Here is a 12447-nt window from a genome sequence, read left to right as displayed (position 1 = left end):
CGGACGTGGGGTGCCGGGCGGACAGTGGTGCGGACTACCTCCGGCGGGAGAGGAGTTGGCCGGTCGGGGCGGTGAACTCGCCCTCGGACATCACGCGTTCGCCGCGCAGCCAGGTGGAGCGGACCACGCCGTGCAGGGTCCGGCCCGCGTACGCGGTGACGCGGTTGCGGTGCTGGAGCGCCGCCGGATCGACGGTGAACGTCTCATCGGGCGCGAGGACCGCGAAGTCGGCGTCGCGGCCCGCCTCGATGGCGCCCTTGCGGTCGGCGAGGCCGACCAGTTCCGCCGTGCGGGAGGACATCCAGCGGACCACGTCCTCCAGGGTGTGCCCGCGCTTGCGGGCCTCCGTCCAGACGGCCGACAGGCTGAGCTGCAGTCCGGAGATGCCGCCCCACGCGGTCGCGAAGTCGTCGGTCTTCAGGTCGGCCGTCGACGGCGAGTGGTCGGTGACCACGCAGTCGATCGTGCCGTCGGCCAGCGCCTGCCACAGCAGGTCCTGGTTGGCGGCCTCGCGGATGGGCGGGCAGCACTTGAACTCGCTGGCCCCGTCCGGGACTTCCTCGGCGGTGAGCGTCAGATAGTGCGGACAGGTCTCCGCCGTGACCCGTACGCCCTCGCGCTTGGCCGCCGCTATCAGCGGGAGCGCGTCGCTGGACGACAGGTGCAGGACGTGCACGCGCGCGTCGAGGCGCCCGGCCTGCGCGATGAGGCCGCCGATGGCCGTGTTCTCGGCGTCGCGCGGTCGCGAGGCCAGGAAGTCCGCGTACTTGCGGCCGCCCTTCTGCGGGGCCGCCGCCAGGTGGTGCGGGTCCTCCGCGTGCACGATCAGCAGTCCGCCGAATCCGGCGATCTCCGCGAGGGACAGGGCGAGTTGGCCCTGGTCCAGTTCGGGGAACTCGTCGACCCCGGAGGGCGACAGGAACGCCTTGAAGCCGAAGACGCCCGCGTCGTGCAGCGGCCTCAGATCCTTGACGTTGTCGGGCAGGGCGCCGCCCCAGAACCCGACGTCGATGTGCGCCTTGGAGCAGGCGACGTCCTTCTTCGTACGGAGGTGGTCGACCATCGTGGTGGGCGGAAGGGAGTTGAGGGGCATGTCGACCAGGGTCGTGATGCCGCCCGCCGCGGCGGCGCGGGTGGCGGTCCAGAAGCCCTCCCACTCCGTGCGGCCCGGGTCGTTGACGTGTACGTGGGTGTCGACGAGTCCGGGCAGCAGGACGTCGTCGCCGAAGTCCTCCAGGCGGGCCCCGGCGGGCACTTCGGCGTCGTGCGCGAGCACGGCGGTGATCCTCCCCGCGGAGACGGCGACCGAGGCCGCGCGCGTCCCTTCGGGAGTGATGACGCGCGTCGAGCGCAAAACCAGTTCGACCAGGCCGTCGTCGGACACCGGTACCCCTTTCCAAGCCGGACCTCTGCTGCGGTCGTTAACTTCCGCGTAACGGAATTCAACGTTCTGTTGAAGGAGTCTTCACTCCGCACCCCGCGCCGTCAAGGGTCGGCCCGAGCGCCACCCTCACCGACGACCACCACTGGACGTTTCCACAAAGCGGAAATAGAATTCCGCACAGCAGAACCTAATCACACGCAGCCCTGCAGTCAACCAACTGCCGGGTAGGCTTCCCACCTGCCTGCCCGTCTGAAAGGACCGCGCCCGTGCCGACGTCCAGCGCCAGCGACGCCTCCGCCGAGGTCGCCACCAAGCCGGCTGCCGCCGGCGGTGGCGTCCAGTCCCTAGAGCGCGCCTTCGACCTGCTGGAGCGGATGGCGGACGCGGGCGGTGAGGTCGGGCTGAGCGAGCTCTCCGCGAGCAGCGGGCTGCCACTGCCCACCATTCACCGCCTGATGCGCACCCTCGTGGTCTGCGGTTATGTACGTCAGCAGACCAACCGGCGCTATGCGCTCGGCCCGCGTCTGATCCGGCTCGGCGAGTCGGCGTCCCGGCTGCTCGGCACCTGGGCCCGCCCTTATCTGGCCCGGCTCGTCGAGGAGACCGGCGAGACGGCGAACATGGCCCTGCTCGACGGCGACGAGATCGTGTACGTGGCGCAGGTGCCGTCGAGGCACTCGATGCGGATGTTCACCGAGGTGGGGCGCCGGGTGCTGCCGCACTCCACGGGCGTCGGCAAGGCGCTGCTGGCCCACGTCCCGGCCGACGAGGTGCGCGCGCTGCTGTCCCGTACGGGCATGCCCGCCGCGACGGACAAGACCATCACGACGCCGGACGGCTTCCTGAGCGCGCTCGAAGAGGTGCGCCGCACCGGTTACGCGGTGGACGACAACGAGCAGGAGATCGGGGTCCGCTGCCTCGCGGTCTCCGTACCCAACTCCCCCACGGCGGCGGCGATTTCGATCTCCGGACCGGCCGGCCGCGTCACGGAGACGGCCACCGAGCGGATCGTGCCCGTGCTGCAGCAGGTCGCGGCGGAGCTGTCGGAGGCACTGGCGAACTCCGGCCCCGCCGCCTGAGCGACCCCGGACCCCAGACCCACCGGGCAACCTCGCACGCAGCGAGCGCCCCCGCCCCGACGCTCGGGCCCGGCCCCCGTCCCACCGCCCGGCCCCACGATGTCGGCCCCGGTGGCACGGGCTCAACCCGCCTGCCCCGCCCGGGACTTACCGGCGCGGCGCGTCCCCGAAGAGGTCGACCGCTGTGCGTACCGCGGCGAGTCCGGTGGCCAGCGCGCTGACGGAACCGATGGAACCGGCGACCAGCAGCAGCGAGCGGCGCAGGCGCGGGACCTCCGGGATGCCGCCGAGGGCCATCGCCGCGAGCGTCGCGAGTTCGTCCTCCGCGATGCCGCGGTCGGGGAAGTCCGCCGGGAGCGCGGCCAGTTCACGGCGCAGCCTGGAAACGGCCGCCCGCAACTGCGCCACTCTCGGATCCTCGTCGCTGCCGGTCACTGATCTCTGCCCCAAGCTCCGCAACACAGCTCTCCCCCTGGCGCGCCGCCTCGTCGCTCCCGCCCGACCGCCCCGTGGCGTTGATCGGGCGCCGGGGACGCGGGCAAGTAAACGCCACCCGGTGCGGTGGGCGCCACCGCACGGACCGAAATTCAGCCCCCCGACACCCTGATCCCGCCCACCGGTCAGGTATGCAGGAGGCATGACGGACAACGACGGCCAGGTGGCCGGACTGCTGCTCGCCGCGGGCGGCGGCCGACGCCTCGGCGGACGGCCCAAGGCGCTCCTCGAACACCGCGGGCGCCCCCTGGTGGAGCACGCGGCCGGGGTGCTGCGCGAGGCCGGCTGCACCCGCGTCCATGTGGTGCTGGGAGCGCGGGCGGACGCCGTACGGGAGCGGGCGGACCTCTCCGGCTGCGTACTGGTGGACAACCCGGAGTGGGAGGAGGGCATGGGGTCCTCGCTGCGGGCCGGGCTGGAGTCCCTGCGGGGTACGGGGGTCACGGGCGCCCTGGTGTCGCTGGTCGACCAGCCGGGCATCGGACCGGAGGCGACGGCCCGCCTGCTGGCCGCCCACCGCTCCCCCGCGACGCTCGCCTCGGCCTCGTACGAGGGGAAGCGGGGCCACCCCGTCCTGCTCGGCGCCGACCACTGGGCGGGGATCGCCGCGACTGCGACCGGCGACCAGGGGGCACGCGCCTATCTGAAGGTCCACGCGGACGCGATCACCCTCGTCGAGTGCGCGGACGTGGCCCGGCCCTACGACATCGACACGGCGGCGGACCTGGCCCGGTACCTGGAGTGAGCGGGGTGGCACCGAGCGCCACCTTGTCTCGATCCGAAGAGTCTCGACGTCAACAAAACATTGAACTTCCACCATGAGGAAACTAGTATCCACTGAATCCACTGCTCAGAAGCGCCCGGCCTCCCGACGGGCGTCCACCGCCGAACCCGGCCGACTGGCACCCGGTGCCACGTTCGCGAAGGAAGTGACAGCTCATGTCCGCACCAGCGCCGTCCCCGCTGGCCATCGTCGACGCCGAGCCCCTGCCCCGGCAGGAGGAGGTTCTGACCGACGAGGCCCTCGCCTTCGTCGCCGAGTTGCACCGGCGGTTCACCCCCAGGCGTGACGAGCTGCTGGCCCGCCGCGGCGAGCGCCGCGCCGAGATCGCCCGTACCTCCACGCTCGACTTCCTCCCGGAGACCGCCGCCGTCCGCGCGGACGACTCCTGGCGGGTGGCCCCGTCACCCGAGGCACTGAACGACCGCCGGGTGGAGATCACCGGTCCCACCGACCGCAAGATGACCATCAACGCGCTCAACTCGGGCGCCAAGGTGTGGCTCGCGGACTTCGAGGACGCCTCCGCGCCGACCTGGGAGAACGTGATCCTGGGCCAGGTCAACCTGATCGACGCCTACACCCGCTCCATCGACTACACGGACGAGCGCACCGGCAAGTCGTACGCGCTGAAGGCGCCGGAGGAGCTGGCGACGGTCGTGACGCGACCGCGCGGCTGGCACCTGGACGAGCGTCACCTCGTCGACGCCGACGGCACGCCGGTGCCGGGCGCGCTCGTCGACTTCGGCCTGTACTTCTTCCACAACGCGCAGCGGCTCATCGACCTCGGCAAGGGCCCGTACTTCTACCTCCCGAAGACGGAGTCGTATCTGGAGGCCCGTCTCTGGAACGAGGTGTTCGTCTTCGCGCAGGACTACGTCGGCATTCCGCGGGGCACCGTCCGCGCGACCGTCCTGATCGAGACGATCACGGCGGCGTACGAGATGGAGGAGATCCTCTACGAACTGCGCGACCACGCCTCGGGGTTGAACGCGGGCCGCTGGGACTACCTCTTCTCCATCGTCAAGAACTTCCGTGACGGCGGGCAGAAGTTCGTCCTGCCGGACCGCAACGCGGTGACGATGACGGCCCCGTTCATGCGCGCGTACACCGAACTCCTCGTCCGCACCTGCCACAAGCGCGGGGCGCACGCGATCGGCGGCATGGCGGCGTTCATCCCCTCGCGGCGCGACGAGGAGGTCAACAAGGTCGCCTTCGAGAAGGTCAAGGCCGACAAGGACCGGGAGGCGGGCGACGGCTTCGACGGATCGTGGGTGGCCCACCCGGACCTCGTGCCGATCGCGATGGCGTCCTTCGACGCGGTGCTCGGCGACCGGCCGAACCAGAAGGACCGGCTGCGCGAGGAGGTCGACGTGAAGGCCGCCGACCTGATCGCCGTCGACTCGCTCGACGCCCGTCCCACGTACGACGGACTGGTCAACGCCGTTCAGGTCGGCATCCGTTACATCGAGGCCTGGCTGCGCGGGCTCGGCGCCGTCGCCATCTTCAACCTGATGGAGGACGCGGCCACGGCGGAGATCTCGCGCTCGCAGATTTGGCAGTGGATCAACGCGGGCGTGGAGTTCGAGCACGCCGGGGAGTCCGTGAAGGCGACGCCCGAACTGGCCCGGGAGATCGCCGCGCGGGAACTGGCGGACATCCGCGCCGAGATCGGCGAGGAGGCCTTCGCGGCCGGGCGCTGGCAGCAGGCGCACGACCTGCTGCTGACGGTCGCGCTCGACGAGGACTACGCGGACTTCCTGACGCTGCCCGCGTACGAGCAGCTGACCGGCTGAGCGTCGCCCGGAGCGGCGGGCACTACCTCTCCGAGTGGCCCAGGGACTTCTCCGGGGCCACTCGGTCGCGTACCAGGCGCTTCACGGCCGTCGGCTCGGGGAAGCCCTGCTCGCGGCGGTCCCAGACCACCTCGTCGTCGACGCGTACGACGAAGACGCCACCGGTGCCGGGCTTCAGCGCCAGCTCCGTCAGCTCCTGCTCGAAGGTGGTGAGCAGTTCCTGGGCGAGCCAGGAGGCGCGGGGCAGCCAGCGGCACTGGGTGCAGTACTCGATCTGCACGCGGTGCGGCTGCCCGGTCGTGCCCCCGGTCCCGGCGGCGGGCGTGTTGTCCGTGGTCATCCGAGGTGTACCGACCAATCCTGTTGCGCCGCCGGTTTGCCGTGCAGGTCGGGGACCCGCTTGAGCCAGTCCGGCCGGCCCTGCTGTGTCTTCGCGGCCCGGCGGGCCTCTTCGTCCGCGAGCTGTTCCCGGGTGGGGAAGTCGGTGGGGAGCCAGGCGGCGGAGGCCCTGACCCGGGCGAGGAGATAGCCGACGTAGGCCTCGCGGACCTCGTCGGGCGTCGCAAAACCGGGCTCGTCGGCGAGCCAGGCGTCGGGCACCTCGGCCGTGATCGCGCGCAGCAGTTCCTCCGTCACCCGGGGCGCGAGTTCGGCGTCCGCCGCGCGGGTGTCGGGGGTGTGGCCGCCGAGCGCGTGCTGCCGGAAGTCGTACGCCTTCTCCGGGGACGCCTTCTCCGGGGACGACGGGTCCCAGCGGTGGTGGAAGACCAGCGCGGCCCCGTGGTCGATCAGCCACAGCTTCGGGGGTGCGACGCCGAGCGTGGGCCAGATCATCAGGTTCGAGCTGTGCCGCGTGCGGTCCACGTTGACGGTGAGGGCGTCCAGCCAGACGATCCGGCCCGCCTCCAGGGGATCGACGTCGAACGCCTGCGCGACCTCCGGGGTGAAGTCCCGGGCCCCCGACAGATAGTCCATGCCGAGATTGAGCCCGGCGCTGGCCCGCAGCAGGTCCTGGACCTCCTGGTGCGGTTCGTCCGCGGCGATCGCCGGATCGAAGTGCACCAGCACCAGCTCGGGGAACCGCAGTCCCAGGGCGCGTGCCAGTTCACCCACGATCACCTCGGCGACCAGCGCCTTGCGGCCCTGCGCCGAGCCGGTGAACTTCACGACGTACGTCCCGAGGTCGTCGGCCTCGACGACTCCGGGCACGGAGCCGCCCGCCCGCAGCGGGGTCACGTATCGGTCGGCGGTCACTTGGCGCAGCACACCCGCCACTGTAATTCAGCCGTCCGCGGGGAGGATCAGGTGTTCGGCGCGCGCAGCGGGTTCGGGACCGGCCGGTAGCGTGCGGCGGCGCCGTCGGCCCCGGTCCAGCGCAGCAGCAGGTTCGTCTTGCCGGGCAGGGTCGGGGACCGCAGGAGGTCCGCCACCTCGGGCAGCTCCGGGGCGTACCGCGCGAGCTCCCGGCGCGCGGGTTCCCACGGGTCGAGGCCCGGGTGCCGCTCGCGCAGGGCGTCCGCGATCTCCAGCAGGTTGTTCACGACCAGGCAGTACACCAGCCGCTCCCATCCGGCCGCCCGCGTCACGTCGGGCAGCAGCTTGCCCCCCTCGGCGTCCCGGAACAGCGCCCGCACCGGCATGCCGTCGCCGTCCACGGCCACCACCGTGTTCTGCAGATGCGCTTCGAGCACGACCCCGTGCCGGGCGAACAACTCCAGCGCGGGCGGCACGACTTGGCGCAGATACGCACTCCACCAGGCAGCCGGATCGGCGAGGTTGTCCAGAGGGTTTCCGTCGAAGCCGACCGTGTCCGCCAGGCCGGGCCGATCGTACGGGTCTCCCGTGCCCTCCGTCAGCGCGGCCGCCGGCAGCGGAGTCGAACCGGGGGTCACATGCCCGCCCAGACCGTCACGCACGAGAACGGCCAGTTCCTCGAAGGCGAAGTCCGCCGTGCGGTAGCCGCGGTCGCTCAGCCAGGCCGCGCCGCCGGGGAGGGCACGGAAGGCCTCCGTCACCGCGGCGTCCGTACGCCGCAGCGCCAGGAGATCGTGCCGCCACAGCCGGCGGATGTCGTTGGTGATGCGGACGTCGAGGCTGAACTTCACGAACAGGTCGGCGTCGGGGACGTACAGGGTGCGGATGGCCGCCGTCGGCCAGGCGGACCACGGCGAGCACCCGAGGTGTACGAGGCGGCCGTCGGCGAACGCCGCACGGATCTCCTGACCGCCGCCGACGAGGTCGAGCTGCCACGGGTGGGCGAGGAGGAGCCGGTAGCCGTCGGGGGCCGCACCGAGGGCGTCCAGGGCGCTCGTGTCGCCGTCCTGCACGCAGACGTCCTCGCGCAGGCCGAGCAGCGTCAGCGGAAAGTCGGCGTACGCCTCCGGCGCGTACGGGAGCCAGCCGCTGACCGGGCCGCCGCCGCGCGCCTTGGGGGCGGGATGGTGGGGATGCCCCGTGATCAGGGACTGCTCGGCGCGTCGGTAGGGGTCGGCGGGCGGGGCCGTGCCCTCCCTGGCCGTCAGGATCGCCGCCACCGCGTCCCGGCTGTCGGTCATCTCGGCGGGCAGTTCGGAGTTGGACAGTCCGGTGTGCAGGCGCAGCTCCTCGGCGGCGAGCTTGACCAGTTCGGCGTGGCCGAGCCGCTGCCAGGTGCCGTCGGCGAACAGCTCCGGGTCGCGGGGCCGGCGCCCGTCGCGCACCCGCAGGAGACGGTCCCCGGCGGGCAGCCGGTAGACGCGCCGGACGCCGGGCACCCGCTCCGGACCCGGCTGGGGTTCAGAACCCGGCTCGGGTTCGCAGATCTCCCGCAGCAGGCAGTTGAGCAGCGGTGCCGCCGCGATCGCGTCGGCCGCGTCGGTCGTGTCAGCCGCGTCGGTCGCATCGGCTGCTTCGGTGACGCCGTCGGTGGTGCGCGCGGAGGGCGTGAAGCGGGTGAAGGGGGTGGAGGGGCTGGGGGACGTGGGCTGCATGGGTGGCACGGGGGGCATGTGATCCACGCGATCCGTTCGTTGCATACGGTGCACTTGCGCTGAGTATGTCCGGATGTCCGGCGTCGTACCCGGCCGGACGGCGCCCCCTCACCCTAGGGTCTGTCTGACAATTCCCGTCGTCGCCCGTAGCGGCAGACGGGAATTGTCAGACAGACCCTAGGAGCCCCTGTGCATCCTCCCCGCACCCCGGCCGGGACCGAGACCGCTCTCGCCGCCGAGCTGCGCACGGTACGCCCCGACCTGCTCCCTCCCTACACGGCCGGACTCCCCGCCGCCCGTTCGGCCGTACTGACCCGGCTGTGGCGCGGGCTCGCCCATGAGCCGCTGCCGTGGATCACGCACCGCGAGGCCGGACACGACGGGCTGACGCTCCGGACGGCAGACGGCCGCCGCCTGCACGGGCCGCGCCCGGACGCGTACGCGACGGCCTCGACCGTCACGGAGGTCGAGCTGGACGGGACGGCGTACGACCGTCCGGCCGCGCTGATGACGGCGCTCGGACTCCCGCACGGCGGCCCCTTCGCCGCCGAACTCGCCGACAGCGTCGCCTCGTTGGCCCTGTCCCGCGCCAACCAGGTTCCAGGGGCGAGCCCTCGTACGCTCTGGGAATGGGAGCAACGGGTCGTCGACGGCCACCCCTTCCATCCCAACTGCCGTTCCCGGCAAGGGTTCTCGGTGACCGAACAGCTGGCGTACGCGCCCGAACACCGGCCGGTGGTCCGGCTGGCCCTGGTCGCCGTGGGCACGGAGGACTGCCGGTCGACGGGCGAGTGGCCCTACCGTGCGGCAGGGCGGATGCTGATCCCCGTCCATCCGTGGCAGGCCCGGCACGTACTCAAGGACGAGCAGCCCGTCGGGGACGGGATGGCCGCGCATCCGCTGATGTCCTTGCGCACCCTGGCCGTGCCGGGCGGTCCGCACGTCAAGACCGCGCTCAGCACCCGGCTGACCTCCTCCGTGCGGGACATCTCGGTGTACTCGATCACGTCGGCGGCGACGGTGTCGGCGTTCATGGAATCGATGGCCGGGCGCCTGGACGGGCTGCTGCACATCACCCGGACCCTGGGCGCGGTCACCGCCGGCTCCGCCGATCTGGCGGCCGTGGCACGGGAGTCCCCCGAGCTGTACGCGCGGACAGGCGAGCGGGTCGTCCCGGCCGCCACCCTCGCCGCGGGCGTCCTGCCCCAATCCCCGCGCTGGCTTGCGGAGTTCAGCAGGCTCACCCTCACCGTGGGGCTGCGGCTGCTCGAACTGGGCGTCGCCCTGGAGGCGCACGGCCAGAACCTGCTCGTGGTGCTCTCCCCCGCCGGCGACCCGGTGCGGCTCGTCTACCGCGATCTGGCCGACATCCGGATCAGCCCGGCCCGGCTGGTCCGCCACGGCGTCCCGGTCCCCGGACTGACGGGCCGTATCGTCACCGACGACGAGTCCGTCCTGCGCGGCAAACTCTTCGGCTCGCTCGTCGCGGGCACGCTGGCGGCGACGGCGGGTTCGACACCGGCGCTGCGCGAGGCACTGTCCACGGCGGTACGGGATCTGCCGCGCACCCCGGATCTCACGGCACTGCTCGAAGAACCGCTGCCCGCGAAGGCGTTGACGCTGATGAGGCTGTCGCCGGACCGGCCGGGTGACAGCTGGGCCCGCTTGCCCAACCCCCTCGCCGACCCGCTCGTTTTGAAGCGCGGCGCCTTTGATCAATAGGATCCGTCGATGATCACAAGACAACGGCTGGCGGCGGGCGCCTGCGCCCTGCTCGCCGCCCTGGCGGCCGGGATCGCGCTCCCGCCCGACGCCGTCGCCGACGAGCCCTCGGGGACCGCCGCACCCAAGGTGAACCTGCTCCTCGACGTCAGCGGCTCGATGCGGGCACGCGACATCGACGGCCAGTCCCGGATGGCGGCGGCGAAGCAGGCCTTCAACGAGGTCCTCGACGCGACCCCCGAAGAGGTCCGGCTGGGCATACGGACACTCGGCGCCAACTACCGCGGCGACGACCGCAAGACGGGCTGCAAGGACACCGAACAGCTCTACCCCGTGGGGCCGTTGGACCGTACCGAGGCGAAGACGGCGGTCGCGACCCTGTCACCCACCGGCTGGACGCCGATCGGCCCCGCGCTCCTCAAGGCCGCCGACGACCTCGAAGGCGGTGAGGGCTCCCGCCGTATCGTCCTCATCAGCGACGGCGAGGACACCTGCGCCCCGCTCGACCCGTGCGAGGTGGCCCGCGAGATCGCCGCCAAGGGGATCGGCCTGACCATCGACACGCTGGGCCTGGTGCCGAACACCAAGCTGCGGCAGCAGTTGAGCTGCATCGCGGAGGCGACCGGCGGAACGTACACGTCGGTCGAGCACACCGACGAACTCACCGACAAGGTGAACCAGTTGGTCGACCGTGCCGCCGACCCCGTGGTGACGCCGGTGGCCGTCGAGGGCGCCGACGCGTGCGCGAAGGCGCCCGAGGTCAAGTCGGGTCTGTACACCGACCGTGAGGAGTTCGGGCAGCACCGCTGGTACCGCGTCGACCTGCCGGCCGGCTCCGAACTGCGCGCCTCGGTGAGCGTCGCGGCCGACCGCCGGGTCGACCGGGACTACGGGGTGTCGCTGCGGGCGGTCACCACGAGCGGCCGTGAGATCGTGCGCGGCGAGACGACCGGTACCGGCCGGACGGACGTCATGTCGGCCGGTCTGCGCTATCCCAAGGCGGAGAGCGACGACTCGGACGACGACTCCGGGTCCGCGACGGAGATCGTGTGCCTCCAGGTCGCCAACTCCTTCTCGGCGGCCTCCGGGGTGAAGACCACGCCCGGTCTGCCGCTCGAACTGACCATCGACGTCGTGGACGGGCCCGACGCGTCGAGCGACGTGGCCTCCTTCGGCCTCGGCCGCGGCTGGTGGCTGCTCGGCGCCCTGGTGCTCACCGGCTTCCTCGCGGGTGTGCTGTGGGGTTGGGTCTCGCGTTGGCGGGTCGCGGTCTGGAGGACCAACTGATGCGTACGAAGCTTTTGTTGCGGGCGGCGAGTGCGGCTCTGCTGCTGCTCGGGGTCGCGGCGGTTCCGGCGGCGGCCGACTCCTCGCCCTCCGCGAGCCCGTCGGACGACTCCGGCGCGCCGACCTCGGCGGGTACGTCCTTCCGTACGGCGGCCGAGGTCGACCAAGGACAGCGGGCGACCGCCGGCGCGTCCACGGGCGACTACCTGTACTGGTCGTTCCCCGCCGACGCGGGCCAGCGGCCGACGGTGAAGGCGAAGGTCAAGCTGCCGGGCTCCCAAGCCTCCGCGACCTGGCAGATCGACGTGTACGACGGGCTGCGGCGCCGTCAGGCGTGCCAGTACGGGGCGCAGACGCGGACGGCCGCGCAGGACGCGGGGTCGGTGGAACTGTCCTGCACGTTGCGTACGGTGCGGGCGTGGTCGGAGCCGTGGGCGGCTGATCCGCTGCCGGGCACGTACTACATCCGGCTGACCACGGTCGGCCTGACGGCGGCCGACCTCGGGCTGCCGGTGACCACCGAGGTGCGCATCGACTCGAAGGAGATCGGCGGGGCGGCGGCGGTCGACGGCTCGCTGTCCGAGCCGCTGGTTCCGGGCGTCGCCGTCAAGTCCGAGACCGGGTCCGGGTCCGGGTCCGGGTCCGGCGACGAGGAGTCCGACTCTCCCGCGGCCGTGCTGTCCAGCATCGAGCCGGATGACGGCTGGTCCTCCGGGTGGTGGTCCGACCGCTGGGTGTGGACGGGCGTCGGAGGCGTGCTGGCCGCTCTGGCGGGCATCGGCGGCTACGCACTGACTCGCGGAACGGGCCGCCCCCGCGGGTAGTCGCGCCGCCGACGGACGCACCGCGGTCGTTCGCGCAGTTCCACGCGCCCCGAAAAGGGCGCGCGCCATCGACCGCGAGTGCGTCCCGGCGCGTCGCACACCTCCTCGTGCCC

Annotated in this window: 11 protein-coding genes; 6 read left to right on the top strand and 5 right to left on the bottom strand. The window is 72.2% G+C overall.

Going from position 1 to position 12447, the window contains the following annotated elements:
- Positions 1–34 precede the first annotated feature (34 nt).
- Positions 35–1384: an allantoinase AllB gene (gene allB, locus K3769_RS32185; RefSeq protein WP_267029770.1), complete on the bottom strand. Its 1350-nt coding sequence runs from the start codon at positions 1382–1384 to the stop codon at positions 35–37.
- A 266-nt stretch (positions 1385–1650) separates the two neighbouring features.
- Here allB and K3769_RS32180 point away from each other — a divergent pair, with 266 nt between their 5' ends.
- A complete protein-coding gene (locus K3769_RS32180; RefSeq protein WP_267029769.1) occupies positions 1651–2463 on the top strand; it encodes an IclR family transcriptional regulator in 813 nt (270 codons plus the stop codon).
- A 147-nt stretch (positions 2464–2610) separates the two neighbouring features.
- Here the strand turns inward: K3769_RS32180 and K3769_RS32175 are convergent, their stop codons facing one another.
- Positions 2611–2925: a DUF5955 family protein gene (locus K3769_RS32175; protein ID WP_267029768.1), complete on the bottom strand. Its 315-nt coding sequence runs from the start codon at positions 2923–2925 to the stop codon at positions 2611–2613.
- Positions 2926–3100: 175 nt separating this feature from the next.
- Here K3769_RS32175 and K3769_RS32170 point away from each other — a divergent pair, with 175 nt between their 5' ends.
- Together K3769_RS32170 and aceB are read left to right on the top strand one after the other, a co-directional pair.
- Positions 3101–3703: a nucleotidyltransferase family protein gene (locus tag K3769_RS32170; protein WP_267029767.1), complete on the top strand. Its 603-nt coding sequence runs from the start codon at positions 3101–3103 to the stop codon at positions 3701–3703.
- 194 nt (positions 3704–3897) lie between these two features.
- Positions 3898–5532 (top strand): malate synthase A, encoded by a 1635-nt coding sequence (gene aceB, locus K3769_RS32165; protein ID WP_267029766.1) that lies wholly within the window; start codon positions 3898–3900, stop codon positions 5530–5532.
- 22 nt (positions 5533–5554) lie between these two features.
- Here the strand turns inward: aceB and K3769_RS32160 are convergent, their stop codons facing one another.
- The 3 genes from K3769_RS32160 to K3769_RS32150 are packed head-to-tail and all read right to left on the bottom strand — an operon-like array spanning position 5555 to position 8501.
- Positions 5555–5872, bottom strand: coding sequence for an Rdx family protein (locus K3769_RS32160; RefSeq protein WP_267029765.1), 318 nt, complete (start codon positions 5870–5872; stop codon positions 5555–5557).
- Positions 5869–6798 (bottom strand): HipA family kinase, encoded by a 930-nt coding sequence (locus tag K3769_RS32155; protein WP_267029764.1) that lies wholly within the window; start codon positions 6796–6798, stop codon positions 5869–5871. The genes K3769_RS32160 and K3769_RS32155 overlap by 4 nt, the downstream gene beginning before the upstream one ends.
- 35 nt (positions 6799–6833) lie before the next feature.
- Entirely contained in the window at positions 6834–8501 is a 1668-nt protein-coding gene (locus K3769_RS32150; protein WP_267029763.1) for an IucA/IucC family protein, read from the bottom strand.
- 189 nt (positions 8502–8690) lie between these two features.
- Between K3769_RS32150 and K3769_RS32145 the strand changes: the two genes are divergently transcribed.
- The 3 genes from K3769_RS32145 to K3769_RS32135 are packed head-to-tail and all read left to right on the top strand — an operon-like array spanning position 8691 to position 12334.
- The gene (locus tag K3769_RS32145) at positions 8691–10223 is read left to right on the top strand and encodes an IucA/IucC family siderophore biosynthesis protein (RefSeq protein ID WP_267029762.1); all 1533 of its coding nucleotides are present in this window, start codon (positions 8691–8693) and stop codon (positions 10221–10223) included.
- A 9-nt stretch (positions 10224–10232) separates the two neighbouring features.
- Positions 10233–11510, top strand: coding sequence for a VWA domain-containing protein (locus K3769_RS32140; RefSeq protein WP_267029761.1), 1278 nt, complete (start codon positions 10233–10235; stop codon positions 11508–11510).
- Positions 11510–12334, top strand: a complete 825-nt coding sequence (locus K3769_RS32135) for a hypothetical protein (protein WP_267029760.1) — start codon at positions 11510–11512, stop codon at positions 12332–12334. Before K3769_RS32140 ends, K3769_RS32135 begins: the two co-directional genes overlap by 1 nt.
- Positions 12335–12447: the final 113 nt, after the last annotated feature.

Origin of the sequence: Streptomyces ortus, assembly GCF_026341275.1 — a bacterium.
Lineage (GTDB): Bacteria > Actinomycetota > Actinomycetes > Streptomycetales > Streptomycetaceae > Streptomyces > Streptomyces ortus.
The sequence above is the reverse complement of the archived record's forward strand: the minus strand, read 5'-3'. Positions and strand labels throughout refer to the sequence as shown.

Coding starts and splice junctions, on each gene's coding strand:
- K3769_RS32140 (WP_267029761.1), top strand. CDS start 10,233: ATGATCACAAGACAACGGCTGGCGGCGGGCGCCTGCGCCCTGCTCGCC.
- K3769_RS32150 (WP_267029763.1), bottom strand. CDS start 8,501: ATGCAGCCCACGTCCCCCAGCCCCTCCACCCCCTTCACCCGCTTCACG.
- aceB (WP_267029766.1), top strand. CDS start 3,898: ATGTCCGCACCAGCGCCGTCCCCGCTGGCCATCGTCGACGCCGAGCCC.
- K3769_RS32160 (WP_267029765.1), bottom strand. CDS start 5,872: ATGACCACGGACAACACGCCCGCCGCCGGGACCGGGGGCACGACCGGG.
- K3769_RS32170 (WP_267029767.1), top strand. CDS start 3,101: ATGACGGACAACGACGGCCAGGTGGCCGGACTGCTGCTCGCCGCGGGC.
- K3769_RS32135 (WP_267029760.1), top strand. CDS start 11,510: ATGCGTACGAAGCTTTTGTTGCGGGCGGCGAGTGCGGCTCTGCTGCTG.